At 70.9% G+C, this 25,534-nt stretch carries 24 protein-coding genes; 16 read left to right on the top strand and 8 right to left on the bottom strand.

Annotated elements, in window-relative coordinates; genetic code table 11:
- Window positions 1-34: 34 nt before the first annotated feature.
- Together YIM_RS35645 and YIM_RS35640 are read right to left on the bottom strand one after the other, a co-directional pair.
- Window positions 35-979: a DUF4097 family beta strand repeat-containing protein gene (locus YIM_RS35645; protein ID WP_153034498.1), complete on the bottom strand. Its 945-nt coding sequence runs from the start codon at window positions 977-979 to the stop codon at window positions 35-37.
- The gene (locus YIM_RS35640; protein WP_153034496.1) at window positions 979-1,521 is read right to left on the bottom strand and encodes a toxin-antitoxin system HicB family antitoxin; all 543 of its coding nucleotides are present in this window, start codon (window positions 1,519-1,521) and stop codon (window positions 979-981) included. The genes YIM_RS35645 and YIM_RS35640 overlap by 1 nt, the downstream gene beginning before the upstream one ends.
- Window positions 1,522-1,655: 134 nt before the next feature.
- On the opposite strand from YIM_RS35640, the gene thyX reads away from it, so the two are divergent.
- From thyX to YIM_RS35600, 8 genes are all read left to right on the top strand, one after another.
- On the top strand, window positions 1,656-2,399 hold the full coding sequence (gene thyX, locus YIM_RS35635) for an FAD-dependent thymidylate synthase (RefSeq protein WP_153034495.1): 744 nt from the start codon (window positions 1,656-1,658) through the stop codon (window positions 2,397-2,399).
- A complete protein-coding gene (locus YIM_RS35630; RefSeq protein WP_153034493.1) occupies window positions 2,399-2,791 on the top strand; it encodes an ACT domain-containing protein in 393 nt (130 codons plus the stop codon). Before thyX ends, YIM_RS35630 begins: the two co-directional genes overlap by 1 nt.
- A gap of 133 nt (window positions 2,792-2,924) precedes the next feature.
- Window positions 2,925-4,172 carry an Nramp family divalent metal transporter gene (locus YIM_RS35625; protein ID WP_194239859.1) on the top strand — a complete coding sequence of 416 codons (1,248 nt, stop codon included), beginning with the start codon at window positions 2,925-2,927 and terminating at the stop codon, window positions 4,170-4,172.
- A gap of 92 nt (window positions 4,173-4,264) precedes the next feature.
- Window positions 4,265-5,788 (top strand): serine/threonine-protein kinase, encoded by a 1,524-nt coding sequence (locus YIM_RS35620; RefSeq protein WP_153034492.1) that lies wholly within the window; start codon window positions 4,265-4,267, stop codon window positions 5,786-5,788.
- A 139-nt stretch (window positions 5,789-5,927) separates the two neighbouring features.
- On the top strand, window positions 5,928-6,941 hold the full coding sequence (dapA, locus tag YIM_RS35615; RefSeq protein WP_153034490.1) for a 4-hydroxy-tetrahydrodipicolinate synthase: 1,014 nt from the start codon (window positions 5,928-5,930) through the stop codon (window positions 6,939-6,941).
- Between the two features lie 5 nt (window positions 6,942-6,946).
- Window positions 6,947-8,635 carry a ribonuclease J gene (locus YIM_RS35610; RefSeq protein WP_255463079.1) on the top strand — a complete coding sequence of 563 codons (1,689 nt, stop codon included), beginning with the start codon at window positions 6,947-6,949 and terminating at the stop codon, window positions 8,633-8,635.
- A gap of 47 nt (window positions 8,636-8,682) precedes the next feature.
- Window positions 8,683-10,335: a substrate-binding and VWA domain-containing protein gene (locus YIM_RS35605; RefSeq protein WP_153034489.1), complete on the top strand. Its 1,653-nt coding sequence runs from the start codon at window positions 8,683-8,685 to the stop codon at window positions 10,333-10,335.
- Between the two features lie 170 nt (window positions 10,336-10,505).
- The gene (locus tag YIM_RS35600) at window positions 10,506-11,099 is read left to right on the top strand and encodes a DUF305 domain-containing protein (protein WP_153034487.1); all 594 of its coding nucleotides are present in this window, start codon (window positions 10,506-10,508) and stop codon (window positions 11,097-11,099) included.
- 25 nt (window positions 11,100-11,124) lie between these two features.
- On the opposite strand, the gene YIM_RS35595 is transcribed toward YIM_RS35600, so the two are convergent.
- Both YIM_RS35595 and YIM_RS35590 read right to left on the bottom strand, forming a co-directional pair.
- The gene (locus tag YIM_RS35595; RefSeq protein WP_153034485.1) at window positions 11,125-12,084 is read right to left on the bottom strand and encodes a DMT family transporter; all 960 of its coding nucleotides are present in this window, start codon (window positions 12,082-12,084) and stop codon (window positions 11,125-11,127) included.
- A gap of 72 nt (window positions 12,085-12,156) precedes the next feature.
- Complete coding sequence (locus YIM_RS35590) at window positions 12,157-12,981, bottom strand: 1-acyl-sn-glycerol-3-phosphate acyltransferase (protein ID WP_153034484.1); 825 nt, start codon at window positions 12,979-12,981, stop codon at window positions 12,157-12,159.
- A 129-nt stretch (window positions 12,982-13,110) separates the two neighbouring features.
- Between YIM_RS35590 and YIM_RS35585 the strand changes: the two genes are divergently transcribed.
- Window positions 13,111-15,603 (top strand): DNA translocase FtsK, encoded by a 2,493-nt coding sequence (locus tag YIM_RS35585; protein WP_153034482.1) that lies wholly within the window; start codon window positions 13,111-13,113, stop codon window positions 15,601-15,603.
- Here YIM_RS35585 and YIM_RS35580 read toward each other — a convergent pair whose 3' ends face one another.
- The 3 genes from YIM_RS35580 to YIM_RS35570 form a co-directional block, all read right to left on the bottom strand.
- Window positions 15,604-16,227 carry a nitroreductase family protein gene (locus YIM_RS35580; RefSeq protein ID WP_153034481.1) on the bottom strand — a complete coding sequence of 208 codons (624 nt, stop codon included), beginning with the start codon at window positions 16,225-16,227 and terminating at the stop codon, window positions 15,604-15,606.
- 65 nt (window positions 16,228-16,292) lie between these two features.
- The gene (locus tag YIM_RS35575; RefSeq protein WP_153034480.1) at window positions 16,293-16,760 is read right to left on the bottom strand and encodes a phospholipase; all 468 of its coding nucleotides are present in this window, start codon (window positions 16,758-16,760) and stop codon (window positions 16,293-16,295) included.
- A 109-nt stretch (window positions 16,761-16,869) separates the two neighbouring features.
- A complete protein-coding gene (locus tag YIM_RS35570) occupies window positions 16,870-18,228 on the bottom strand; it encodes an ABC transporter substrate-binding protein (protein ID WP_153034479.1) in 1,359 nt (452 codons plus the stop codon).
- A gap of 88 nt (window positions 18,229-18,316) precedes the next feature.
- Here YIM_RS35570 and YIM_RS35565 point away from each other — a divergent pair, with 88 nt between their 5' ends.
- Entirely contained in the window at window positions 18,317-19,627 is a 1,311-nt protein-coding gene (locus YIM_RS35565; protein ID WP_153034478.1) for an LVIVD repeat-containing protein, read from the top strand.
- Here YIM_RS35565 and YIM_RS35560 read toward each other — a convergent pair.
- Window positions 19,617-20,132 carry an amino-acid N-acetyltransferase gene (locus YIM_RS35560; protein ID WP_153037454.1) on the bottom strand — a complete coding sequence of 172 codons (516 nt, stop codon included), beginning with the start codon at window positions 20,130-20,132 and terminating at the stop codon, window positions 19,617-19,619. The two genes, YIM_RS35565 and YIM_RS35560, sit on opposite strands and share 11 nt — an antisense overlap.
- 57 nt (window positions 20,133-20,189) lie before the next feature.
- Between YIM_RS35560 and rimO the strand changes: the two genes are divergently transcribed.
- From rimO to YIM_RS35530, 6 genes are all read left to right on the top strand, one after another.
- Window positions 20,190-21,629: a 30S ribosomal protein S12 methylthiotransferase RimO gene (gene rimO, locus YIM_RS35555; protein ID WP_153034477.1), complete on the top strand. Its 1,440-nt coding sequence runs from the start codon at window positions 20,190-20,192 to the stop codon at window positions 21,627-21,629.
- Window positions 21,626-22,279, top strand: coding sequence for a CDP-diacylglycerol--glycerol-3-phosphate 3-phosphatidyltransferase (gene pgsA, locus YIM_RS35550; protein WP_153034476.1), 654 nt, complete (start codon window positions 21,626-21,628; stop codon window positions 22,277-22,279). The genes rimO and pgsA overlap by 4 nt, the downstream gene beginning before the upstream one ends.
- Complete coding sequence (locus YIM_RS35545; protein ID WP_153034475.1) at window positions 22,276-22,746, top strand: CinA family protein; 471 nt, start codon at window positions 22,276-22,278, stop codon at window positions 22,744-22,746. The genes pgsA and YIM_RS35545 overlap by 4 nt, the downstream gene beginning before the upstream one ends.
- Before the next feature lie 98 nt (window positions 22,747-22,844).
- Entirely contained in the window at window positions 22,845-23,291 is a 447-nt protein-coding gene (locus YIM_RS35540; protein ID WP_153034474.1) for a helix-turn-helix domain-containing protein, read from the top strand.
- Window positions 23,292-23,592: 301 nt separating this feature from the next.
- Entirely contained in the window at window positions 23,593-24,453 is an 861-nt protein-coding gene (locus YIM_RS35535) for a PspA/IM30 family protein (protein WP_153034473.1), read from the top strand.
- A 28-nt stretch (window positions 24,454-24,481) separates the two neighbouring features.
- Window positions 24,482-25,507, top strand: a complete 1,026-nt coding sequence (locus YIM_RS35530) for a hypothetical protein (protein WP_153034472.1) — start codon at window positions 24,482-24,484, stop codon at window positions 25,505-25,507.
- Window positions 25,508-25,534: the final 27 nt, after the last annotated feature.

Below are 25,534 nucleotides of genomic sequence, written 5' to 3'. Positions count from 1 at the left end.
GAGTTTATCGCCGCATCGGGTGATCGGCGCCGGTTCACGCTCCGGCGCTGGTCACCACCGCGTCGCCGGAGCCGGTGCGCATCCGCGCCCGCACCGCGGCGGCCTCCTCCGGCGGGGACTCCCGCACCGGCAGCTCGCTCGACACCCGCCCGGAGACGGTGGACACGTCGACCTCCGCGGTGATCCCGGAGGCCACGCCGAAGCGGATCTCCCCGGACCCGGTGTTCAGCTCCATCGAGCCGGACTTCGCCTCGGCCACGGTGAGGTCACCGCTGCCGCTGCGGACCATCACGTCCCCGGTGACCGCGCCGAGCCAGATGTCGCCGGTGCCGGTGACCACGGTGGCCGAGCCGGTCGGCGCGGCCAGCCGCACCGCGCCGCTGCCCGAGCGGACCTGCAGCCCGTAGGTGCTCGGGCCGAGCTGGACCTCGCCGGAACCGGTGCGCACGTTGGCCGCGGCCTTGGTCTCGCCGAGCGAGACGTCACCCGATCCGGTGGAGATGCTCGCCCGTCCGGCGGTGCCGGTGACCGTCACGTCGGCGGCACCCGCGCGAATGCCCAGGTGCGAGCCGCGGGGCGCGTGCACGGTCACGGTCAGCGGGACCTTGCGCAGCGGCAGCGCCTTCGGGCCGCGCACGATGACCTGGTCGCCGACCTGCTCGATCCGCGACTGGCGCACCGCCTCGGCGGGCGAACCGAGCACGTCGGTGTCGAACTGGTCGCCGAAGCGCTCGGTGACCCAGCTCAGCACCGCGTTCACGCCGTCGGCCCAGGGCGCCTGCGCGTTCGGCTCGTGCCGCAGTTCGACGGTGGTCTCGGCGTTTTCGGTGTTCTCGGTGTTTTCGTTCGAGCCGTTCGAGTCGGCCAGGACGATCTCGACACGCCCGACGGTGATGCTGACGTCCAGCTCGATCGGGCCGGTGGAAGGGAAGTTGGCGGTGCGGACGAGGTGGTCGTCCGGCTGGTCGCTGGTGGTCATCAGCCCTGCACCCAGCCGTGCATCCGGGTGCCGCTGTTCGGCCCGCGCCGCTGCTCGCCGTGGTCGAACGGGGCCTTGCCCTGGAGCGCGCCCTGCACCGCCTGGGTGACGAAGGTGTTCAGCGACACGCCCTGCGCGGACGCGGCCCGCTCGGCCTGGTTCTTCACCTGGTCGAACAGCCGCAGCGTCATCCGGCTGATCTCACCGCTGTCGAACGGCATCTTGGGCTCGGACTTGGGCTCGCGCGGCTTCTCCGTGTTGTTCGTGGCCGGCTCGCTCTCGGTCTTCCCACCCGCGCCGTTCGTGCCGGTGACCACCACGCGCACGTCACGGCCGTCGAGCCGGACGTCGACCAGGTAGTCGGGCTGGTTGGCGGTGACCTCGGCGGCGAGGTCGGCGAGCGCGTTCATCAGCGCGAGCCGCATGGCCGGTTCGAGTGCCGCGGCGAGCACCGCGGCGGTCTGCCGGGTCTGCTCGTCACCCGCCGAGGCCGCGGTGGCGAGGTCCTCGCGGAGGCTGGAGATGTACGTCGTCAGGTCCATGACACCACAGTGATGTCATTCGTGGTGTCAGTCAAGGAAGTGGCGACATCATCCGGGACATCCCCGAGACATCCCGGGGTGCGCGTTAGGCTGCCGGGGTTCGACGGGGAAGCGCGGAGTTCGAGGGAGCGGAAGTGGCCGGAACGCTGGCACCCAGGGTGCAGCTGATCGCGAAGACGGAGTTCTTCCCACCCGACGACGTGCCGTGGTCCACCGACGCCGACGGCGGGCAGGCGCTCGCCGAGTTCGCCGGCCGGGCCTGCTACCAGTCCTGGCAGAAGCCGAACCCGAAGACCGCCACCAACGCCGGCTACCTCGACCACATCATCGAGGTCGGGCACCTGTCGGTGCTGGAGCACGGTTCGGTCACCTTCTACCTGACCGGGATCTCGCGGTCGCTGACCCACGAGCTGATCCGCCACCGGCATTTCTCGTACTCGCAGCTCTCGCAGCGGTACGTGCCCGAGGCCTTCGTCGCGCCGGACGTGATCGCCGAGGACCCCGAACTGCACCGGAAGTTCGCGGATGCCGCGCAGGCCAGCTTGGACGCCTACAACGAACTGCTGGCCGGTCTCGAAGCCAAGTTCGCCGATTCGCCGAGCGCCACCCTGCGCCGCAAGCAGGCGCGCCAGGCCGCGCGGGCGGTGCTGCCGAACGCCACCGAAACCCGGATCGTGGTGACCGGGAACTACCGCGCGTGGCGGCACTTCGTCGGCATGCGCGCCACCGAGCACGCCGACGTGGAGATCCGCGCGCTGGCCGTGGAATGCCTGCGGCAACTGCAGAAGGCGGCGGGCAACGTGTTCGCCGACTTCACCATCTCGCGACTGCCGGACGGCACCGAGATCGCGACCAGCCCGAAGGTGCTCGAAGGCTGATGCGCAGGCTCGTCATCGACGTCCAGCCGCTGGAGTACGCGGTCGCCAGGCTGGAACCGGACCAGGCCGTGCCGTCCGAACTGTTCACCCACGCGGGGCAGGTGCTGGTCTCGGTGACCAGGACGCAGCGTGAGGTGTCGATCATCTGCCCGGTGAAGTTCGCACCCGCCGACGCGCGGGTGGAGGCGGACTGGCGGCTGCTGTCGGTGCGGGGGCCGCTGGCCTTCACGCTGACCGGCATCATCGCCGCGCTGGCCAGTGAACTGGCCGCGGCCGGGGTGGCGCTGTTCACCCTGTCCACCTTCGAAACCGACCACGTGCTGGTGAAGTCCGACGACCTGGCCAGGGCGATCGACGCCCTCCAGTCGGCGGGCCACGACGTGTCCATGTAGGTCGCCCCGCGTGGCCGGGCGGACCGCCCGGCCACGGGACGCAAGTCACAGCTGTCCCCGTTACGGCGGTATGTACACCGATGTTCGGCATGCCTAAAATTCAAGTTGCCGCACTTGAAACCGGAGGTTTGCCATGGCGTTGACCGATGCCGCCCCGTCGAACCGGGAGCGCCTGAAGCGGGTGCGCGCCGGCTCGATGCTGCTCGGCCCGGCGTTCGTCGCCGCGATCGCCTACGTCGATCCCGGCAACGTGGCCTCCAACATCAGCGCCGGCGCCCAGTTCGGCTACCTGCTGGTCTGGGTGATCGTGGCGGCCAACCTGATGGCCTGCCTGGTCCAGTACCTCTCCGCGAAGCTCGGCCTGGTCACCGGCCTCTCGCTGCCCGAAGCCGTGCGTGAGCGCACCTCGCGCCCGGCCCGGCTGGCCTACTGGGCGCAGGCCGAACTCGTCGCCATCGCCACCGACCTGGCCGAGGTGGTCGGCGGCGCGATCGCTCTCTACCTGCTGTTCGACCTGCCCCTGCTGCTCGGCGGCGTGATCACCGGCGTGGTGTCCATGGCGCTGCTGCTGGTGCAGGACAAACGCGGCCAGCGCCCGTTCGAGCGGGTGATCACCGGCCTGCTCGCGGTGATCGCGGTCGGCTTCCTGACCAGCGTGGTGGTGCAGCCGCCGTCGGTGTCCGGCACGCTCGGCGGCCTCGTCCCGCGGTTCGACGGCGCGGAGAGCGTGCTGATCGCCGCGGCCATGCTCGGCGCCACGGTCATGCCGCACGCGGTGTACCTGCACTCCGGCCTCGCCCGCGACCGGCACGGCCGGGTCGAGGGGGAGCGGCGCACCCGGCTGCTCAAGGCGACCAAGTTCGACGTCGGGCTGGCGATGCTGCTGGCGGGCGCGGTGAACCTGTCGATGGTGCTGCTCGCGGCGACCACGCTGCGCGGACGCGAAGGCGTCGACTCCATCGAGGGCGCGCACGCGGCGGTCGGGGACGTGCTCGGGCCGGGGATCGCGCTGCTGTTCGCGATCGGCCTGCTCGCCTCCGGGCTCGCGTCCACTTCGGTCGGTGCCTACGCCGGCGCGATGATCATGCAGGGCCTGCTGCGCAAGCGGATCCCGCTGCTGCTGCGCCGGCTGGTCACCCTGGCCCCGGCGATCGTGGTGCTCGCGATCGGCGTCGACCCCAGCCGCGCGCTGGTGGTCTCGCAGGTGGTGCTGTCCTTCGGCATCCCGTTCGCGCTGGTACCGCTGGTCCGGCTGACCAGCGACCGCGGGCTGATGGGCGCCGACGCCAACCACCGCGCCACCACCACGCTGGCCTGGCTGGTCGCCGCGGTGATCATCACGCTGAACGTGGCACTGCTGTACCTGACCTTCGCGGGCTGAAACACCGTAATTCCCCGGCTCGGCCAGGAACCGCACGACGCCTCACGCGGTCGGACTACCATCCTGGCCAAACCGAGGGAGGCGCGCCGATCGTGACCGAGGAAACGACCCAGCGGGCCCAGGCGCCCGCGCCAGGGCCCCGTGTGATCGCCGACAGGTACGTCCTGCTCGGCGAACTCGGCCGCGGCGGCATGGGCGTGGTCTTCCGCGCCGAGGACAGGGTGATCGGCAGGCACGTCGCGATCAAGGAACTGCGCCTGCCCGACGGCGCCGACGACGCGGGCGTGTTCTCCGAGCGCGTGCTCCGCGAGGTGCGCACCGGCGGCAGGCTCAACGACCCGGCCGTGGTCACCGTGTTCGACGTGGTCGCCGAAGCCGGCACCACCTACATCGTGATGGAACTGGTCGAGGCGCCCACCCTGTCCGACCTGGTGCGCGAGCGGGGCGCGCTGCCCCCGCAGCAGGTGGCGAGCATCGGCCTGCAGGTGCTGGCCGCGCTGCAGGCCGCGCACGAGGCGGGCATCGTGCACCGCGACGTCAAGCCCGGCAACATCATGGTCGCGCCCAACGGCCGGGTGAAGCTGACCGACTTCGGCATCGCGCAGGCGGTGGACGACCCGCGGCTGACCACCAGCGGCATGATCGTGGGCAGTCCGGCGTTCATGGCCCCGGAACGCGTTTCCGGGCAGGAGGCCGGGCCCGCCTCGGACCTGTGGTCGCTCGGTGTGACGCTGTTCTTCGCCGCCGAGGGCGTGCTCGCCTTCGAGCGCACCAGCACCGCCGCCACCCTGCACGCGATCATGAACGAGGTGCCGTACCTGACCCGCACCCAGGGCCCGCTCGCCTCGGTGGTGATGGGCTTCCTGGTCGCCTCCCCGGAGGGCAGGCTGACCGCGCACCAGGCGCACGGGCTGCTGCAGATGGCCTCGGCGGGCACCGGCCAGCACACCCCGACGTCCGTCTACAACGGACCGCCGCCGACCATGGCCGGTCCCGCGCCGACGCACTACGCCCGGCAGCAGCAGGCGCCGCCCGCCGCGCCCGCGAAGGGGAAGCGCCCGCTGCTGATCACCGGTGCCGCGCTGGCCGCGGTGGTACTGCTCGCCGGCGGTTTCTTCCTCGGCAACTGGTGGGGATCGCCCAGCCGGGACTCGGCGATGCTGCCCGCGCTGACCTACGGCACCCAGGGCGACATCCAGCAGTTCGACACGCCGTCGAGTTCGCAGCGCTGCTACAACGTGCCGCTGGAGCCGGGCCGGTCGATCTCGTCGAGCAACAAGGTCGAATGCGACGAGCAGCACGACTTCGAGGTCTTCGGCGTGCTGGACACGCTCGGCGGCGACAGCAGCGTCAGCGACAGCGCGCCGCTGGCCGCGTACCCGGAGGAGGACCGGCTGCGCCTGTCGACCGAGGCCCGCTGCGAGATGATGTTCCACTCCAACGCCGTGCAGGCGAGCCAGCGGCCGGGCCTGCAGTACCGCGCGCTGCTGCCGACCCAGCAGGCGTGGCAGGCGAAGGAGAACGAGTCGGGCAACGTGGTCAGGAACGCCTACTGCGTGCTGAGCAAAACGGGCGGCGGCACGCTGAGTTCCGCGGCCGCCGGCAGCATCCGGTAGGCGTCCGGCGGGCGAAGGAGTTCCGGTAACGGAGCCCGTCGACCGGGGATTCTGCACCGACCGGTGACCAGGTGCGTTGATCATGTCATATTACGAGGTCGACACCGGGTTACCGGCGGTGAACAGGTACCGTCGGAGCATGTCCACTCCACCTTCGGCAGCGCCGGGACGGCCGTTCGGCCGCGTGCTCACCGCGATGATCACTCCCTTCGACCGCGACGGGGCACTGGAGCTGAAGCGGGCCCAGGAGATCGCGAAGCACCTGGTGGACCTGGGCAACGACGGGCTGGTGGTGAACGGCACCACCGGCGAGAGCCCGACCACCTCCGACGCGGAGAAGGCGGACCTGATCCGCGCCGTGGTCGAGGCCGTCGGCGACCGCGCCACCGTGGTCACCGGCGCCGGCACCTACGACACCGCGCACAGCGTGGAGCTGGTGCGCCAGGCCGAGAAGGCGGGCGCGCACGGCGCGCTGGTGGTCACCCCGTACTACTCGCGGCCGACCCAGGCGGGCCTGTACGCGCACTTCACCACCGTGGCCGAGGCCACCGAGCTGCCGATCATGCTCTACGACATCCCGCCGCGCTCCATCGTGCCGATCGAGGTCGACACCCTGCGCCGGCTCGCCGAGCACCCGCGCATCGTCGCGGTCAAGGACGCCAAGGGCGACCTGCTGGCGGGCAGCGAGGTCATCGCGAACACCGACCTGGCCTACTACTCCGGCGACGACGGGCTGAACCTGCCGTGGCTCTCGGTCGGCGCGGCAGGCGTGGTCAGCGTGGTCGGGCACGTGGTCGCCGGGCGCATCCGGGCGATGATCGAAGCCTACGAGGAGGGCGACACCTCCACCGCGCGCACCAACCACCGCGGCATGCTGCCGGTCTACCGGGCCTTTTCCCGGGTCGGCGGGGTGGTCTTCAGCAAGACCGCGCTGCGGCTGCGCGGGTACGATGCGGGCGACCCCCGGTTGCCGATCGTGCCGGCCACCGAGGAGCAGATCGCGGCCATCTCGGCGGATCTGACCCAGGCTGGCGTGCCGCTCGACGCCGCACCGGCGGGCGACTGGCATAGTTCACGGGTGGCGCACGCCGACTCCGCGGCGGCGTACGTCGCACCGACCACCCATACCAGCGTTGGGACAATTCACCGTTGAGCTCACTGTCCATCGGACCCGGCCCCACCTCGGCACCACCCGCACTACCCGACGGCGCGCTGCGCGTGGTCGCGCTCGGCGGCATCGGCGAAGTCGGCCGGAACATGACCGTGTTCGAGTACGACGGCAGACTGCTGATCGTCGACTGCGGTGTGCTCTTCCCCGAGGACGACCAGCCGGGCGTGGACCTGATCCTGCCCGACTTCCGGGCGATCGAGGACCGGCTCGACGACATCGAGGCGCTGGTGCTCACGCACGGCCACGAGGACCACATCGGCGCCGCGCCGTTCCTCCTGCGCCTGCGGCCCGACCTGCCGATCTACGGTTCGCGGTTCACCCTGGCGCTGCTCGCGGCCAAGTGCAAGGAGCACAAGCAGCGGCCGAAGCTGATCGAGGTCAAGGAGACCGAGCACCGTCAGGTCGGCCCGTTCGACCTGGAGTTCTTCGCGGTCAACCACTCCATCCCGGACGCGCTGGCGGTGGCCATCCGCACCCCGGCCGGGGTGGTGCTGCACACCGGTGACATCAAGCTGGACCAGCTCCCGCTGGACGGGCGGCTGACCGACCTGGCCGGGTTCTCGCGGCTCGGCGACGAGGGCGTGGACCTGTTCTGCGTGGACTCGACCAACGCCGAGGTCCCCGGCTTCGTGATGCCCGAGCGCGACATCGGCCCGGTGCTCGACGACGTGATCCGCCGGGTGGACCAGCGGGTGATCGTGGCCTGCTTCGCCAGCCACGTGCACCGCGTGCAGCAGGTGCTCGACGTGGCCGTGCAGCACGGCCGCCGGGTGGCCTTCGTCGGCCGCTCGATGGTCCGCAACATGGGCATCGCCGCCGATCTCGGCCTGCTCAACGTGCCCGAGGGGCTGCTGGTCGACCTGGACCAGGCGGCGAACCTGCCGGAGAGCAAGGTCCTTTTTGTCTCCACCGGTTCGCAGGGCGAGCCGCTGTCCGCGTTGTCGCGGATGGCCCGCGGCGAGCACCGGCAGATCTCGATCAAGGCCGGGGACACCGTGGTGCTGGCCAGCTCGATGATCCCGGGCAACGAGACCGCGGTGTTCGGTGTGGTCAACGGCCTGGTCCGGCTCGGCGCGAACGTGGTGCACCAGGGCAACGCGAAGGTGCACGTGTCCGGGCACGCCTCGGCCGGTGAGCTGCTCTACCTGTACAACGCGGTGCGCCCGAGCAACGTGATGCCGGTGCACGGCGAGTGGAAGCACCTGGTGGCCAACGGTGAGCTGGCGGTCCGCACCGGCGTCGCGCCGGAGAACGTGGTGATCGCCGAGGACGGCGTGGTGGTCGACCTGGTCGACGGGCGCGCGCGGCTGAGCGGCCGGGTCGAGGTCGGGCACGTCTACGTCGACGGGCTCTCGGTCGGCGACGTCGGCGAGTCCACCTTGTCCGACCGGCTGGTCCTCGGTGAGGGCGGATTCATCGCGATCAACGTGGCGGTGGATTCGAGCACCGGGCGCGCGGTCAGCCCGCCGACGGTGGCCGGTCGCGGCTTCTCCGACGACCCGAAGGCGCTGGACGCGGTGGTGCCGCTGGTCGAGATGGAGCTGTCGCGCACCGAGGCCGAGGGCATCACCGACACGCACCGGATCGCGCAGTCGGTCCGCCGGGTGGTGGGCCGCTGGGTGGCGGAAACCTACCGCCGCCGGCCGATGATCGTGCCGACGGTCATTCCGGTCTGACGCCTTGCCGCTTAACCTGGACGGGACTCCCGGCCAGGAGGCGGCGCATGGGGCGACATTCCGCGGTTCCGGTCCGAAGACTCCGGCGGCTGCCGGTCCTGCTGGCGGCCGCCGTTTTGCTGGTGGCCGGGATCTCCTGGGGAGCCGTGGTACTGGTGCGTGCCCGTACCGGCTGCGCCGAACCGGTGACGCTGCGGGTGGTCGCCGCCGAGGAGACCGCGCCGGTGCTCACGCGCATCGCGAGCGCGCTGCCGCCGGGCACGGGCCCCGGATGCGGCACGGTCGAGGTGCAGAGCCGGGACTCGCTGCGCGTGGTCGAGGATCTCGCCCTGCCCCAGACCGGCGCACCCCACGTCTGGGTGCCGGAGTCGACGCTGATGCTGCGGCGCGCGCGGGAAGCGGGCGCCGACATCCCCACTTCGGGGCGGTCGATCGCCGGTTCGCCGGTGGTGCTGGCGCTCGACGAGCAGACCGCGAGCACGCTCGGCTGGCCGGACAAGACGCTCACCTGGTCCGATGTGCTGGGCTCGGCCGACACCGCGCTGCGGGTCGGCATGCCGGATCCGGCACGTGATCCGGTCGGGGTGTCGGCGTTGTTCGCCGCGCGTGACACGGTCAAGGACAAGCCGGATCCGGGCGCGGCCTTCGCCGAGTTGCTGCGCCGGTTGTCGCCGAACATGGTCGCGGGCGCGCCCGAACTGTTCAACCGGCTGCCCTCGGCGGATGCCAGGGAAACCCTGACCGCGTTCCCCACCACCGAGAACTCCTTGCTGCGCCACAACGTCGAACAGGGCGGGCGCGGACTGGTCGCGGTGTACGCGCCGCTGGCCCCCGCGCTGGACCACCCGTTCGCCGTGCTGCTCGGCGCGGGGGAGGCGGAACGCGCGGCGGCGGACCGGTTCCTGCACGCCGTCGAAGCTCCGGAAGGCGTGCAGGCCTTCGCGGACGCGGGTTTCCGAGCTCCCGGTGGGCAGGCGCTGCGGGACCGGTCGCAGGACGGGCGGGTGGTCTCGCGCGACCTGCAGCCCGCGACGATGCCGCCCGCCGACGAGGTCGACCTGATCCTCAACCAGTGGGCCGGGATCAATCTCAGCTCACGGCTGCAGGTGCTGATCGACGTCTCGGGCTCGATGAACGCGGTGGAGCCGGTCAGCGGCCGCACGCGCATGGAGCTGACGCGGGAGGCGGCGCAGCGCGCGCTGCGGTTGTTCCGGCCGACCAGCGACATCCGGATCCTGACCTTCGCCACCAAGCTCGACGGGGACAAGGACTACCGCGAGGTGCTGCCGATGGCGCCGGTGAGCGAGCAGCTCGCGCGCGGCGCGGAGGCGACGCTCGGTGCCATCCAGGCGACGCCGGACGGCCAGACCGGTCTGTACGACAGCGTGCTCGACGCCTACCGGACGGCGCGCGCGGAATGGGAACCGGGACGGCTGAACCTCGTCGTGGTGATGACCGACGGGCGAAACGAGGATTCCCACGGCATCAGCCGCGAGGAACTGCTCACCCAATTGGGTGGCTTGGCCGATCCGAAGCGGCCGATCCAGCTGATCGGCATCGGCGTCGGACCGGACATCGACGTGGCCGAACTGCAGGAAATCACCGCGGCGACCGGTGGCCAGGCGTTCACCACGCCCGATCCGGGGCAGATCAACGAGGTTTTCTACGCGGCGCTGAGCAAGCTCGCCTGCTGTAACTGACCCGGTGTGCGCCCACCCGTCACGTTCTGCGAATCTAGGCGCTGTCCGGTAAGTCACGCTCGCGGTCTTCGCGGCCAGGGACCACCTGGATCACGAAGCCCATCGAGCAGACTCACCGGACAGCGCCTAGGCGCACCACCCGATTCTTCCGTTTTCACGAGGAGCTTCGCATGTTCCGCTTCCCCCGACGGCAGGTCCTGGCCGTCGCCGGTGTGACCACGGCGCTGGTGCTCGCCGGTTGTTCCGGAGAGGACGCCGCACCGGAGCCGGCCCCGCAGGCGCCGCCGGCGGCGGCCGCCGGGCCGCAGGTTTCCGGGGAGTTCAACGAGGCCGACGTGGCCTTCGCGACCGAGATGATCCCGCACCACCAGCAGGCCGTCGACATGGCGGCGCTGGCGGTGGAGAAGTCGGGCAGCGAGAAGGTCAAGGCGCTGGCGCTGAAGATCAGGGACGCGCAGGACGCGGAAATGGCGCAGCTGTCGGGCATGCTCGAGGTGTGGGGGCAGCAGCCGCCGGAGGACCCCGGCCTCGACCACGGCGGCCACGCGGGCATGGTCACCGACGCCGACATGATGGCCCTGGAATCGGCCAGCGGCCCGGAGTTCGACGCCAAGTTCATCGAGCTGATGACCCGGCACCACGAAGGCGCGGTGAAGGTCGCCGACACCGAGAAGGCGAACGGGAAGAACCCGCAGGCGAAGGAACTCGCCGGCCGGATCAGCCAGGACCAGCAGGCCGAACTGGGCGAACTCAAGTCCTTCTAGTACCGCGCGGCCGCCCCCGTTCCGGTCAGGCGGGGGCGGCGCCGCCGGGGGACTTGGTGGGGGAGTTCAGCTGGACCACCAGCGCGCCCCCGAGCAGGATGGCGGCGCCGAGCAGCTGCACCCAGCTCAGCGCCTCCCCCAGCAGGACCCAGGCGAGGCCCGCGGCCAGCAGGGGTTCGCACAGGCCCAGCACGCTCGCCACCGGCGCCGGCAGGTGCCGCAGCGACGAAATGCCTGCCAGGTAAGCGAAAACCGTGGACACCAGTACCAGTGCGACCAGCAGCGCCCAGATCGGCGGCTGCCACGGGCCGAACTGCGCGGGCGACGACAGCAGCGAGAACGGAATGGTCCACGGCGGCGCCACCACGCACACCGCCACCGCGCCGACGATCATGCCCCAGGTGACCAGGCCCAGCGGGTGCCGGTCGGCCACCGCGCGTTCCCCGATCAGGAAGTACGCCGCCGAGCAGATCGCCGCGCCGACCCCGGCGAGCACGCCGAACGCGTCCAGCCGCAGGCCCTCCCAGGCCTGCGCCACCATGGCCAGCCCGATCATCGCCAGCGCTATCCCGCCCCACATCACCCTGGGCAGCCGCACCCGCCGCACGAACCGCACCCACAGCGCGATCAGCACCGGCGAGGTGAACTCCAGCAGGATCGCGATGCCGACCGGGATCCGGCTCGCCGAGACGAAGTAACACAGCTGCACCCCGGCCACGCCCAGCAGCCCGTACCCGAGCAGCAGCGGCCAGTCGGACGCGCGCACCCGGAGCAGCGACGGCCGTGCGATGGCCACTCCGGCGGCGAGTACCAGCGCGGCCAGCCCGATGCGTGCCGCGGCGACCTGTTCCGGGCTCAGCCCGGCCAGCATCACCGGTTTGCCCAGTGCGCCGGAGCTGCTGAAGAACAGGGCCGCGACCAGGATCAGCACCGTGCCGCGGCCCCGGTGGACGGCGGGCGGGCGGGGCTGGACCTCGGTGACCATGGTTCGCACGATACGACCAGGCACCGACGGTCCGGAACCCTTTTTCGGTAACTGCCTAAAGTCGGACGGGAGTTACGGCTTCCACGGGCTGACGGTGTCCGTCGGCCGGGTCGGGTCGTGGAAGCGCGGGACGTCCATTTCGCCCCGGCGCAGCGGCACCAGACCGTCGGTGATCGCGCGCATGATCTTCGCGTGCGCGCGCACTCCGGCCCCCGGCCGGTCCGGTTCGATGTCGGCCAGGTCCACCGGTTCGCCGAAGTGCACCCGGAACACCGGCCGCCGCAGCGGTGCGGTCAGCCCCGACTTCGCCAGCGGCACGATGTCGGCGGGCCCGGTCACCGTCTCGGTGCCCCAGTAGACGGCTTCGTGCGCGCCCCACTGGCTGATCGGGATCACCGGCACCCCGGACGCGATCGCCAGCCGCGCCGCGCCGGACTTGCCGCGCTCGGGCCACAGGCCGGGATCGTGGCTGATCCGGCCCTCGGGATAGACGATGATCGGCGCCCGCGTGGTGCGCATCGCCTCGACCGCCGCGCCGAACTGCGCCAGCGCCGAGTCGGACTTGCCGCGGTCGACCCGCAGGTGCCCGCTGGCCTTGAGCGCCGGGCCGATCACCGGCGCGTCCAGGATGCCGCCCGCCAGCATGAACCGCGGCGCGATGCCGATCTTGCGGCAGGCGGCCATCAGCACGAACGGGTCGAACACGCCGATGTGGTTGGCCGCCATCAGCAGCGGCCGGTCGCGCAGCCCGCTGGGCACCTGACCGGTGATCCGCAGCTTCCCGACCAGGTTGACCAGGCGGTGGTCGATCGCGAGCATGGTGCGCCAGATCGCCGGCGTCGGCGCTCGCCGGTTACCCCGGAGCCGCCCGTTCTCGTCGCGGTGCAGAGCGAACATGGGGCAGATCCTGTCACGGTCGGATTTCACCCGGTTTGGGGACCGGTTCATCGGTAACGTGAGAAATGTTCCCCCTGTGCCGCGAGTGGCAGATGTGGCTGAGCGAGACCGAGGGTTACCGTGGAACCCATGGCAGGTGGGTCGGCAACCAAGGGACGGAGTTCCGGTCGTGGTGGTGGGCGCGGTGGGAAGGCACCCGCGCGGAGTTCGCGCGGCACGAGCCGCCCGCGCACCACGGCCAAGCGACCGCCCGCGCGCAAGCCCGCCCCGCGCCGCAAGTCCGGTGGCGGGTTCGGCCGGGCCGTGCGCGGCGGGTGGAACCTGCTGGCCAAGGGGGTCGGCTCGCTGGCGAGGACGGTCGGCCGCGGCCGTGACCTGGAGCCGGAGCACCGCCGGGACGGCCTCGCGCTCGCGCTGATCGGGCTGGCCATCGTGATCGCGGTCGGGGTCTGGTGGCAGGCGGCCGGTCCGGTGGGCAACTGGGTGCAGATCGGCGCGCGCACGGTGTTCGGCGCCGGTTCGGTGACGCTGCCGCTGGTGCTCACCGTGGCCGCGGTGGCGCTGATGCGCTCGGAACCGCAGCCGGAGACCAGGCCGCGCCGGGTGATCGGCGCGCTGCTGATGATCTTCGCCGTGCTCGGCCTGCTGCACCTGTTCAACGCGCTGCCCTCGGCCAACGTGGACCGGATGTACGCCGGTGGTTTCCTCGGTTACCTCTCCGGCGGCCTGCTCGCCGTCGGCGTGACCACCTGGGTCGCGGTGCCGCTGCTGGCGCTGGCGCTCGGCTTCGGCGTGCTGGTGTTCACCGGCACCCCGGTGCGGCAGATCCCGCAGCGCCTGCGCGAGTGGGGCATGGACCCCGAGGAGCTGGAGGAGGAGCAGGCCCACCGCGAGGCGCGTGCCGAGCGCAAGGCGCGGGAAGCCGAGGAGATCACCGAGGCGGATCCCAAGGCGGTCCGCCTGCGCAAGCCGTCGCGCCGCCGCCAGTCGGCCGCGTCGGAGGAGAAGGACCCGCAGCTCGAACTGCCGGTGGACGAGCCGCTGCCCCCGCCGCCGAAGGTCAAGCCCGCCGAGGTGCCGGAGAAGAAGGCCCGCAAGGCCGAGGCGCCGATGGCGGTGACCCGCACGGTGGAGGGCGACTACCAGCTCCCGTCGGCGGAGCTGCTCACCCTCGGCGAGGCGCCGAAGTCCCGCAGCAAGGCCAACGACGTGATGATCGAGTCGATCTCCGGCGTGCTCGAGCAGTTCAACGTCGACGCACAGGTCACCGGCTTCACCCGCGGTCCGACGGTGACCCGCTACGAGGTCGAGCTGGGCCCCGGCGTGAAGGTCGAGAAGATCACCGCGCTGACCAAGAACATCGCCTACGCCGCAGCCACGGACAACGTGCGGCTGCTGGCGCCGATCCCCGGCAAGTCCGCGGTCGGCATCGAGGTGCCCAACTCCGACCGCGAGATGGTGCGCCTCGGTGACGTGCTGCGCTCGCCGAAGGCGGTCAAGGACAACCACCCGATGGTGATCGGGCTGGGCAAGGACATCGAGGGCCACTTCGTCACCGCGAACCTGACGAAGATGCCGCACCTGCTGGTGGCCGGGTCCACCGGTTCCGGTAAGTCGAGCTTCGTCAACTCGATGCTGGTCTCGCTGCTGGCGCGGGCCACCCCGGACGAGTGCCGGATGATCCTGATCGACCCGAAGATGGTCGAGCTGACCCCGTACGAGGGCATCCCGCACCTGATCACGCCCATCATCACCCAGCCGAAGAAGGCGGCCGCCGCGCTGGCCTGGCTGGTCGAGGAGATGGAGCAGCGCTACCAGGACATGCAGGCCAACCGGGTGCGCCACATCGACGACTTCAACACGAAGGTGCGCTCGGGGGAGATCACCGCGCCGCCGGGCAGCGAGCGGGTCTACCAGCCCTACCCGTACATCATGGCCATCGTCGACGAGCTGGCCGACCTGATGATGACCGCGCCGCGCGACGTGGAGGACGCGATCGTGCGGATCACCCAGAAGGCGCGCGCCGCGGGCATCCACCTGGTGCTGGCCACCCAGCGGCCCTCGGTGGACGTGGTGACCGGCCTGATCAAAACGAACGTGCCCTCGCGGCTGGCCTTCGCGACCTCCTCGCTGACCGACTCGCGGGTCATCCTGGACCAGCCGGGCGCGGAGAAGCTGATCGGCATGGGTGACGCGCTGTACCTGCCGATGGGCGCCGGGAAGCCGGTCCGCGTGCAGGGTGCCTTCGTCGGCGACGACGAGATCTCGGCGATCGTGAACTTCGCCAAGGAGCAGGCGCAGCCCGAGTACCAGGAGGGCGTCACCGCGGCGAAGGCGGGCGAGGCCAAGGAGATCGACCCGGACATCGGCGACGACCTGGACGTGCTGTTGCAGGCAGCCGAGCTGGTGGTCACCTCGCAGTTCGGCTCGACCTCGATGCTGCAGCGCAAGCTGCGCGTCGGCTTCGCCAAGGCGGGCAGGCTGATGGACCTGCTGGAGTCGCGCGGTGTGGTGGGCCCGTCCGAGGGCTCGAAGGCCCGCGACGTGCTGATCAAGCCGGAGGAGCTGGAGTCGGTCCTGTACCTCATCCGCGGCGGCGGCCCCAGCGGCGACGACGAGTAGTCAGAGCGGAGTGCCCCAGGTGTCCTGGTAGGTCAGGTCCTCGGGCGGGGTGCGTGGCGCGGGCTTGAAGTCGGTCGCCGTGGTGTGGGCGACGGGCAGCAGGCCGACCTGGGTGACGTCGGCCGGGATGCCCAGGATTTCCGCGGCTTCGGCCTCGCGTTCGAGGTGGTAGCTGGTGAGCGTGGAGCCCAGGCCGCGGGCCCGCAGCGCCAGCTGGAAGCTCCAGACCGCCGGGAAGATGCCGCCGTAGAAAACCGAGAGCGCGTCGTTGCCGCCGTGCGGGCGGCCCAGCAGGCACGGGATGACCAGCACCGGGACGCGCTCGATGATGTCGACGAGATGCCGTGCAGAGGCGAGCGTGCGTGCCCGCTGAGGACTGTCCGCGACCTTCGCGTCCAGGTACGCCGTGCCGACTTCGCGGAAGATCGCGCCGAGCCGGTTGCGCCGCTCCTGGTCGCGGACCACGAGCCAGCGCCACTGCTGCGTGGCGCCCGCGGTCGGGGCCTGCACCGCCAGCCGCAGGCAGTCCAGGATCACCTGCCGTTCCACCGGCCGGTCCAGGTCGAGCTTCCGGCGCACCGCGCGGGTGGTGCCGAGCAGGTGATCGGTGACCTCGAGATCCATGCCTACCCCCAGGACGGGCCGTCAGTGCCCAGAGCTTAGGCACTCACGACCCGCCGGGGGGAGGCTCAGCTGGCGCCGAACTGACGCACGGCCTGGTAGTAGGTCCACGCGGCCGCGTTGCAGGCACCCGCGCCGTTGCAGATGTCCTTCATGTCGTCGTAGAAGTTGTTGTCGATCTTCAGGCGGTTGGCGTCGGTGAACCGGCTCTGCTTCTTGTAGTTGCGGTAACCGAAGTCGTGGCGCCAGCAGGCCTGCGTGAAGTTGTACCCCAGTGGTTTGTCGGGCGACCACGAACAGGCGTCGGTCGACCAGTCCAGGTCGCTCGGATAGGTGCCGCGCACGCTGACGAAGCCCGACAGCGACTTGCTGAACAGGTAGTCGTCGGTCACCGCCCGCACGTCGATGGCTTGCGCGGTCCCCGCGCCGATCACCAGGCTCCCCGCCACCGCGGCGGAAACGGTCAGCTTGCGGAGCAGGCCGCGAACTGATCTGCGGCGTCGGGTGGCTGGTTCGGGCAGGGCGGTCACGGACATCGCTGTCTCCCTCGCTGTGATCTCTCGACAGGGTGAGCTCAGCATTGGGCAAGAATTCTCCGGACGCCACCACCTTGCGTAGGAAACCCAGTGAATTCCTTCCAACGGTTCAGTTCGCGACCGTGATGTTTGTCAGTTCGATTCCGCGGAACGGCAGTGCGGTGGCGCCGCGCACCCGCGGTGACCACACCGCGTGCCCGTGACCGGTCCAGATCGGCGCGGCCGGGAGGTCCCGCAGCAGCTGGTTCTCCACCAGCCGGTACCGCTGGGCGCGTTCTTCTTCGCCGGTGGCCGACGAAGCCGCGGCCACCAGGTCTCCGAAACCGGCGCCCGCGTACGCAGTCGCGGCGGTCAGCGCGGTCACCGCCTCACCGGGGGTCGCCGCTTGAACGGTGATCGCCAGCGGGCCGTCCAAAGTGCCTTCCGGCCGTGGTTTCGCGTGGACCGGGACGCTGAGCGCGGCCTGCACCTGCTCGGCGAGTGCGCGGGCCCAGGCTTCCTCGCCCGGTGCGAAGTAGAGGTTCACCTCACCGCTGAAACCGCCTTGCGAGGCAAGGGCTTTCGCGGCCGCCGGATCGTGGGAGCACGGACGGCAGGTGGCCGAGCGGTCGCCGGGAAGCGCGCCCTTCGCCGGGTCCGCCTGATCGCCGAGCGGCCCCTTCGCCACGGCCGCGCGATCGATGGCCATGGCGAACGCGAAGCGTACGGCCGCGTCCTCGAACCGCTTGTCCCCCAACGGGAAAACCAGGTAGCCGGCCGAGGGCAGCGGCCACATCGCGTGCCGGTCGGCGAAGTCGGTGTGCATGGCTTCGTGGCGGTCGCCGGGTACTTCGGTGGCCAGGTCGAGCGTGCCCGCCTTCACCTCGTCGTAGTGCGTGCCCGGTGCGCCTGCGCGCAGCTCGATTTCCCTGGGCTTCCCGGATTCCGGCGTGATCCGCGTGAGTTTCGCGCCCTTTCCCGGTTCCCACGGCGCGGCCATCCGGTACGGCCCGTTGCCGATCGGATGGCGGGAAAACCCGTTCCAGTCACCGGAAGCGAGCACCGATTCGGGCAGCGGGAGAAAGGCCGGTGCGGTGAGTTTCACCGGGATTTCCCCGGACGGGTGTTCGAGCACGATCCGCACGGTGGATTCGTCGACCGCGGTGATTTCCCTGGCGCCCAAGGATCCGCCGGTCAGTCGCCAGGTGTCCACATAGGACTTCGCGGTGACCGGGGTGCCGTCGTGGAACCGGCCGGTGGGTGGTTTCACCGTCCAGGTGAGCAGATCCGGGCTGGTGGCCGCCTCCGCCGGGATCGGTGTCCACAGTGCCGAGACGACCGTCCGCCCGGCCTGGTCGCGGACCTCGGCGGGTACCAGGCTGCCCGGTTCGGTGACACCGACGGTGAGCACGTCCGGCGCCGGCGGCTCGGGCGCCGGGGTGCACGCGGTGAGCACCGCGGCGAGCAGGAGCACGGAGATCAGGCGCATGAGGTCTGTCTAGCACCAACGGAAGGCGGTTGTATCCGGTGAACGCGGCGCAATACAGTACGCGGGGCTCGTCACTGGGAGGTCACCGATGTTCCGCACCTGCCTGACCCTGGCCGCCGTGGTCACCACGGCGATCGTCACCGCCCTGCCCGCCGGCGCGTGCGGGGAGGAGGACGGGCCGGAACCCAAGGCGGCCCCCGCCGCCGGCGCGCCCGGTGCGGTCAAGAACGTGGAGGCGGTCGGCAACGTGCCCGACGCCCAGGGCGCCATCGCACTGGAGTTCCTGGACTACGGCGGCCGCGACGTCATGGTGGTCTCCGGCGAGTTCGGCCTGAAGTCCTACGACCTGGCGAACCCCACCGCGCCCAAGCTGATCGGCGAGCTGAGCCTGCCCGGCATGTGGGAGACCGAGAACACCGAGGTCGACCGCAAGCGCAAGCTGGTGTTCCTGGCCAGGGACCCGCGCGCGTTCGGCGGGAACACGCAGACCGGCGAGTCCGGCATCTACGTGGTCGACGTGAAGAATCCCGAGAAGCCGGTGGTGCGCAGTTACGTGCGGGTGCCCGCCGGGCACACCACCAGCTGCGTCAACGACTGCCAGTACCTGTGGACCGGCGGCCCGGCGAAGGCGGCGAACCAGCCCGCCGACTGGGGCGGGCGCCCGATCTGGGTGACCGACATCCGGAACCCGGCCAAGCCGAAGGTGCACCCCGAGCCGATCGAGCTGGCCCGCAACGACGGCAAGACCGACTACGTGCACGACGTGCAGGTCGACCAGACCGGCGTGGCCTGGGTGTCCGGCCGCGGCGGGGTGCGCGGGTACTGGACCAAGGGCTGGCACCGCGACCCGGTTCAGGGCAAGTGGCGCAAAGCCACGCCGATCGCGCCGGTGCCCTACGCGGGTGGCGGTGTCGAGGAGACAGCGGCGCCGTCGAAGTTCATGCACAACAGCCTGCGCCCGGTCGAGCACGGGCCGTGGGGTGAGAACAACCTGATCTACGCCGTCGAGGAGAGCTTCCTCGACGGGTGCGCGGGCGACGGCGTGCTGGTGATCTCTTCGCTGGAGGGGTCCTACGGCGGCGAGGGCTGGCGCTCCACACCGGAGGATCCGTTCCGGATGAAGACGGTCGGGACGTGGGGCGTGGCCGGGCAGGAAGGCAGCGACCCGGCCTCCGGCGACTGCTCGGCGCACTACTTCGACAAGCGCGGCGACATCCTGGTGCAGTCCTTCTACGCCCAGGGCACCCGCTTCCTCGACGTCAGCGACCCGACCGACCCGAAGCAGATCGCCTACCACCGGCCCGCCGACGCCGCGTCCTGGGCGCCGTACTGGCACAAGGGCCTGGTCTACGTCGCCGACAACACCCGCGGCGTCGACATCCTGAAGCTCAAGAAGTGAGTTCGAGCAGCATCCGCGTGTTGCCGAGCGTGTTCGGTTTCACAAAAGGGAGGTCGAGGAACTCGGCCACGCCGGGGTCGGCGGAGCGCCGCATCTCCTCGTAGACCTCCTGGGACACCGGCGCGCCGTCGATCTCGCGGAAGCCGTGACCGGCGAAGAACGCGGTCTCGAAGGTCAGCACGAACAGCCGGCGCAGGCCCAGGTCCACCGCGTGCTGGATGAGCCTGCCGACCAGCGCGTTCCCGATGCCCTTGCCGCGGGCCTGCTTGCCCACCACGATCGTGCGGAGTTCGGCGAGGTCCTCCCACAGCACGTGCAGCGCCCCGGCACCGACCACCTCCTGGTCGACCTCGGCGACCCAGAACTCCTGCACGCTCTCGTACAGGGTGACCAGGTCCTTTTCCAGCAGCACCCGGCCGGCGTCCGCGTCGACCAGCTGCTTGATCTCACGCACGTCGGCGATCAGGGCACGGCGGACGAGGACCTGGCTCGCTTCAGGCTTCATTGGCACGTCCGCCAACCTAGACCGGCGCTCTGAGCGACGACAGTTACGCTGATCCTCGTGCCTTCTTCCACCACGAACGCTTCGTCCAGCCCGCGGCGGGTCTCGCTGCTGACCCTCGGGTGCGCCCGCAACGAGGTCGACTCCGAGGAGCTGGCCGGCCGGCTGGCGGCCGGCGGCTGGGAGCTGGCCGAGGAGCCGGAGGGCTCCGACGTGATCGTGGTGAACACCTGCGGCTTCGTCGAGCAGGCCAAAAAGGACTCGGTGGACACCCTGCTGGCCGCCGCCGACACCGGCGCGAAGGTGGTCGCGGTCGGCTGCATGGCCGAGCGGTACGGCGCGGAGCTGGCCGAGAGCCTGCCCGAGGCCGACGCCGTGCTCGGCTTCGACCACTACCCCGACCTGGCCGAGCGGCTCGGCGACATCGTCTCCGGCCACGCCGTGCCCTCGCACGTGCCCGCCGACCGCCGCAACCTGCTGCCGATCAGCCCGGTCCAGCGCCCGGCCGCGGCACAGGAGGTGGCACTGCCCGGCCACGCGCAGGAGGGCTGGGGCCCGCGTGTGCTGCGCACCCGGCTGGACGACTCGCCGGTGGCCGCGCTGAAGATCGCCTCCGGCTGCGACCGCCGCTGCTCGTTCTGCGCCATCCCGTCCTTCCGCGGCTCGTTCGTCTCCCGCCGCCCGGACGAGCTGGTCGCCGAGGCGCGCTGGCTGGCCGAGCAGGGCGTCAAGGAACTGTTCCTGGTCAGTGAGAACTCCACCTCGTACGGCAAGGACTTCGGCCGCGAGTTCGGCGGCACCAGGGCGCTGGAGCTGCTGCTGCCGCAACTGGCCGAGATCGACGGCATCGAGCGCGTGCGCGTGTCGTACCTCCAGCCCGCCGAGACCCGGCCGGGCCTGGTGCAGGCGATCGCCACCACGCCGGGCGTCGCCACCTACTTCGACCTGTCCTTCCAGCACTCCAGCGAGACCGTGCTGCGCCGGATGCGCCGGTTCGGCTCCACCGACTCGTTCCTCGCGCTGATCGAGCAGATCCGCGAGTACGCGCCGGACGCGGGCATCCGCACCAACGTGATCGTCGGCTTCCCCGGCGAGACCGAGGCCGACGTGGCGGAGCTGGAGCGGTTCCTGATCGGCGCGCGGATGGACGCGGTCGGCGTGTTCGGTTACTCCGACGAGGACGGCACCGAGGCCGAGGGCTTCGACGGCAAGCTCGACGAGGAGACCGTGGCCAAGCGGGTCGCGCGCATCTCGGCGCTGGTCGAGGAGCTGACCACGCAGCGGGCCGAAGAGCGGGTCGGCGACTTCGTGGACGTGCTGATCGAGTCGGTCGAAGACGGTGAGGTCACCGGCCGCGCCGCGCACCAGGCGCCCGAGGTCGACGGCGAGTGCGTGCTCGTCGACGCCGGTGAGCGCGAGGTCGGGGAGTTCGTGCGCTGCGAGGTGACCGACTCCGCCGGAGTGGACCTGATCGTGCGTCCGGCGGGCGCGGACCGGTGAGTGCCGCGCCCAGCGAACCGGCCGAGGGCGAAACCGGCCCCCCGCCGGCGCCGCGGCCGGTGGAGCTGCCGGAACCGACGCCGGTTCCCACGCTCAACGTGGCGAACCTGCTCACGCTGTCCAGGCTGGTGCTGGTGCCGCTGTTCGTCGCCGCGCTGTTCGCCGGTGACGGCACCGAGACCTTCTGGCGCGCGGTGGCCACCGCGCTGTTCGCCGTGGCCTCGTTCACCGACCAGGTGGACGGCTGGGTGGCGCGCAAGTACGGGCTGATCACCGACTTCGGCAAGATCGCCGACCCGATCGCGGACAAGGCGCTGATCGGCGCCGCGCTGGTCGGGCTGAGCGTGCTCGGCGAGCTGGGCTGGTGGGTGACCATCGTGATCGCGGTCCGCGAGATCGGCGTCACCCTGCTGCGGTTCTGGGTGATCCGGCACGGGGTGATCCCGGCCAGCCGCGGTGGCAAGGCGAAGACGATGGCGCAGATCGCCGCGATCACCGTCTACCTGCTGCCGCTGCCCGCCTCGGCCGATTTTGTCGGCTGGGCGCTGATGGGCCTGGCGCTGGTGCTCACCGTGGTCACCGGGGTCGACTACCTGATCCGCGCGCTGAAGCTGCGAGCGCTGGGTGATCGGACCGGCTCGGCGTCATGAGCCCCGCGAACGCGCACGAGGTGATCGCCGCGCTGCTCCGGCGCGGTGAGACGGTCGCCACCGCCGAGTCGCTGACCGCGGGCCTGGTCTGCGCGGCGCTGACCGAGGTGCCCGGGTCCAGCGCGGTGGTGCGCGGCGGGCTCGTCGTCTATGCCACCGAGCTGAAGGCCGCTCTGGCCGGGGTCGACCCGGACTTGCTCGCCACTCGCGGCGCGGTCGACCCGGAGGTGGCCGCGCAGCTGGCCGACGGGGCGCGAACACGCTGCGGAGCCGACTGGGGCATCGGCCTGACCGGCGTGGCCGGACCGGCGTCGCAGGACGGTGTTTCCCCAGGCACGGTCCATCTCGGGCTGGCCGGACCGGCCGGTACGATCACCCGTGAGCTGCGGATTCCCGGCGATCGGAGGGCCGTGCGAGCGGGCTCGGTGGCGGCCGCGCTGGGCCTGCTGGGGGAACAAATAACCTGAAATCGGCGTTCGCCCTTGGCGGACGTACGTGTGTACTGATGCTATCCACCGAGTTCTCTGGGTAACGTGGACACAGATCGATGGAAGGGAGGCGCGCGATGACCGTGCTGTTGCGTGAGGCGATCGGTGATCGGCTCCGTCATGCCCGCACCAACCAGCGGCGAACGCTGCGCGACATCTCCCGCGCCGCCAAAGTCAGCCTGGGCTACCTGTCCGAGGTCGAACGGGGGCAGAAGGAGGCGTCCAGCGAGCTGCTCGCCTCGATCTGCGAGGCGCTCGAGCTGCCGCTGAGCGAGCTTCTGCACAAGGTGGCCGCCGACGTGTCCGCGTTGGACAAGGTGGAGGAGACCCTCGACCGGTCCGAGCGCGGTGGCGCCAAGCCGGTGGAGACGGCCTCGGCCGAACGCGGTTTCGAGGGTGGCCGGCCGGTGCCCGAGGTGATCGGTAACGATCTGGCCGATCTCCGCCTCTCGCCGCCGCGGATGTCGACCACGCTCCGTACCACCATCACCACCCCGGAACTGGCGGCGATCGTCGCCGCCTGAGCCACGGAAGAGCATTGCCGTCCAACGGCAGATGTGGGGCAGGTCTCGCGTTCGAGCGCGGGAGCTGCCCCACTTCCGGTATTCGGGCTGGTAGCTCTCGGTAGGGGCCATCCCTGAATTACCCCGGGGTCGCCTGGAACGACGGCGGTCAACCTGACACGATGGAACCCAACAACGGGTACGGAACGTTGCCTGTTCGGATCGATCGCCCGCCAGGTATGGGGGAGGGCCGGTTCGACCAACGGGCGCGCAGCGCACCCGGTGACAGGACCAGTGGGACGCAAGAAGGCAGGCGGAGGAGATGGCCAACCCTTTCGTGAAGTTCTGGAAGTACCTGATGGCGTCGTTCTCGTCGAAGGTTGACGAGCACGCCGACCCCAAGGTGCAGATCCAGCAGGCCATCGAGGAGGCGCAACGCCAGCACCAGGCGCTCTCCCAGCAGGCCGCTTCGGTGATCGGCAACCAGCGGCAGCTGGAGATGAAGCTCAACCGCCAGCTCGGCGAGGTGGAGAAGCTGCAGGCGTCGACCCGGCAGGCGCTCGTGCTCGCCGACGAGGCGCGTGCCAAGGGCGACGACCAGAAGGCCCAGGAGTTCGAGACCGCGGCGGAGGGCTTCGCGGCCCAGCTGGTCACGGCCGAGCAGAACATCGAGGACCTGAAGACCCTGCACGACCAGTCGCTGCAGGCCGCCGCCCAGGCGAAGCAGGCCGTCGAGCGCAACGCCAGCATGCTGCAGCAGAAGCTGGCCGAGCGCACCAAGCTGCTCTCGCAGCTGGAGCAGGCGAAGATGCAGGAGCAGGTCTCCGCTTCGCTGAACCAGATGTCGCAGCTGGCCGCGCCGGGCAACACGCCCTCGCTGGAGGACGTGCGCGAGAAGATCGAGAAGCGCTACACCACCGCGCTGGGCTCGGCCGAGCTGGCGCAGAACTCGGTGCAGGGGCGCATGCTGGAGGTCCAGCACTCGACCACGCAGCTGGCCGGGCACTCGCGGCTCGAGCAGATCCGCGCCTCGATGAAGGGCGATTCGGTCGCCCAGGTGACCAGTGGTTCCCAGACCGCGGCAGCGGCCAAGGAGCAGGCCGCCGCGGCCAAGTCCAACGCGAACATCCAGCAGGAGATCCAGCAGCGGGTCCAGGCCGAGCAGCAGAAGAACCAGGCCTGAGAGTTCGCGAGGCCGCAGGGGAGTGGTGATGGGGTCGGGTAAGCGGGATTTCGGCGAACTCAGCGCGAAGCTGGAAAAGCACATCGAACGCTTGCCCGACTACGCTCAGCGCGCCCAGGAGAAGCTGCAGAAGTACCTGCCGCCGAACGCCGACGGCACGAAGCCGGGCGAGCAGCGGGACCCGCAGGTCTACCGCAAGGTGTACCCGCCTGCCGCCGACGGGCAGGAGCCTGCCCGGAAGCCGTCGCTGCCCGTGCCCAAGTTGCCGAACCTGCCGAACCTGCCGAATCTGCCCGACTTCGCTTCGGCGCCCGCGGTGGACGGGCTCAAGGCGAAGTGGGTGCAGTGGAACGATCCCGCCGCCAAGCTGGAACGGCGCAAGCGGCGGGCGTCCAGGGCCGCCACCCTGTGGCTGGTGCTGGCCCTGATCAGCGTGCTGGTGGTGGTGGCCGGTTTTGTCGCGGCCGCCTCGGCCACCGCCGCGCTGATGACCCCGCCGGTGCTCGGCGGCGCCGCCGGCGCGATCGCCTTCAGCACCCTTGGTGTGCGCTCGGCGACGCGGTTGCGGCAGCTGAACCGGATGGAGGTCCCGGTCAGCACCGCGCCACCGCCGCTGCCGCCGTCCGGCTCGGCGGCCCGCCGTCCGATGGAGCGCCTCGCCGAGTCGGAGGCCTCGCTGCGGGAGCTGCTGCGGCAGCTGGCCGTGCCGAGCACCACCGGGGTCACCGCGGTGCCCGAGGTGTCCGTCGAGGACGCCCGCAACACCGCCGACGAGGCCGCGAAGAGCCTGCGCGGGCTGGCGGCCCGCATCCAGGCCATCGAACGCGCCCGCAACGCCGCTCCGCAGGGCGAACGGGCCGCGCTGGACGGTGCCGTCCGCACCCTGGCCGAGCAGCTCGACGACGGGCTGGAGGGCTTCGGCGCGCTGGTCGCCGCGGCCGGTCGCACGGTCGCCGCGAGCAGTGACGGCATCGGCACCTCGAAGGAAGCCCTCACCGACGCCACCGACCGCCTGGCCGGTCTCGCGATCGCCCTGCGTGAGCTGGGTTCTTGAATCCAGCCGTCCTTTGTGGACAGGTAT

The sequence above is a fragment of the Amycolatopsis sp. YIM 10 genome, assembly GCF_009429145.1.
In the GTDB taxonomy this organism is placed as follows: Bacteria; Actinomycetota; Actinomycetes; order Mycobacteriales; family Pseudonocardiaceae; genus Amycolatopsis.
Note: the sequence above shows the minus strand (reverse complement) of the source record. Positions and strands in the feature narration are given on the sequence as shown.

Excerpts from the sequence above, each read along its gene's own strand:
- YIM_RS35625 (WP_194239859.1), top strand. The coding sequence starts at position 2,925 with ATGGCGTTGACCGATGCCGCCCCGTCGAACCGGGAGCGCCTGAAGCGG.
- YIM_RS35540 (WP_153034474.1), top strand. The coding sequence starts at position 22,845 with ATGACCGTGCTGTTGCGTGAGGCGATCGGTGATCGGCTCCGTCATGCC.
- YIM_RS35585 (WP_153034482.1), top strand. The coding sequence starts at position 13,111 with ATGGCAGGTGGGTCGGCAACCAAGGGACGGAGTTCCGGTCGTGGTGGT.
- YIM_RS35570 (WP_153034479.1), bottom strand. The coding sequence starts at position 18,228 with ATGCGCCTGATCTCCGTGCTCCTGCTCGCCGCGGTGCTCACCGCGTGC.
- YIM_RS35545 (WP_153034475.1), top strand. The coding sequence starts at position 22,276 with ATGAGCCCCGCGAACGCGCACGAGGTGATCGCCGCGCTGCTCCGGCGC.
- YIM_RS35535 (WP_153034473.1), top strand. The coding sequence starts at position 23,593 with ATGGCCAACCCTTTCGTGAAGTTCTGGAAGTACCTGATGGCGTCGTTC.
- YIM_RS35640 (WP_153034496.1), bottom strand. The coding sequence starts at position 1,521 with ATGGACCTGACGACGTACATCTCCAGCCTCCGCGAGGACCTCGCCACC.
- YIM_RS35580 (WP_153034481.1), bottom strand. The coding sequence starts at position 16,227 with ATGGATCTCGAGGTCACCGATCACCTGCTCGGCACCACCCGCGCGGTG.
- YIM_RS35600 (WP_153034487.1), top strand. The coding sequence starts at position 10,506 with ATGTTCCGCTTCCCCCGACGGCAGGTCCTGGCCGTCGCCGGTGTGACC.
- YIM_RS35565 (WP_153034478.1), top strand. The coding sequence starts at position 18,317 with ATGTTCCGCACCTGCCTGACCCTGGCCGCCGTGGTCACCACGGCGATC.
- YIM_RS35530 (WP_153034472.1), top strand. The coding sequence starts at position 24,482 with ATGGGGTCGGGTAAGCGGGATTTCGGCGAACTCAGCGCGAAGCTGGAA.
- YIM_RS35595 (WP_153034485.1), bottom strand. The coding sequence starts at position 12,084 with ATGGTCACCGAGGTCCAGCCCCGCCCGCCCGCCGTCCACCGGGGCCGC.
- YIM_RS35560 (WP_153037454.1), bottom strand. The coding sequence starts at position 20,132 with ATGAAGCCTGAAGCGAGCCAGGTCCTCGTCCGCCGTGCCCTGATCGCC.
- YIM_RS35575 (WP_153034480.1), bottom strand. The coding sequence starts at position 16,760 with ATGTCCGTGACCGCCCTGCCCGAACCAGCCACCCGACGCCGCAGATCA.
- YIM_RS35590 (WP_153034484.1), bottom strand. The coding sequence starts at position 12,981 with ATGTTCGCTCTGCACCGCGACGAGAACGGGCGGCTCCGGGGTAACCGG.
- YIM_RS35630 (WP_153034493.1), top strand. The coding sequence starts at position 2,399 with ATGCGCAGGCTCGTCATCGACGTCCAGCCGCTGGAGTACGCGGTCGCC.
- dapA (WP_153034490.1), top strand. The coding sequence starts at position 5,928 with ATGTCCACTCCACCTTCGGCAGCGCCGGGACGGCCGTTCGGCCGCGTG.
- YIM_RS35605 (WP_153034489.1), top strand. The coding sequence starts at position 8,683 with ATGGGGCGACATTCCGCGGTTCCGGTCCGAAGACTCCGGCGGCTGCCG.
- YIM_RS35645 (WP_153034498.1), bottom strand. The coding sequence starts at position 979 with ATGACCACCAGCGACCAGCCGGACGACCACCTCGTCCGCACCGCCAAC.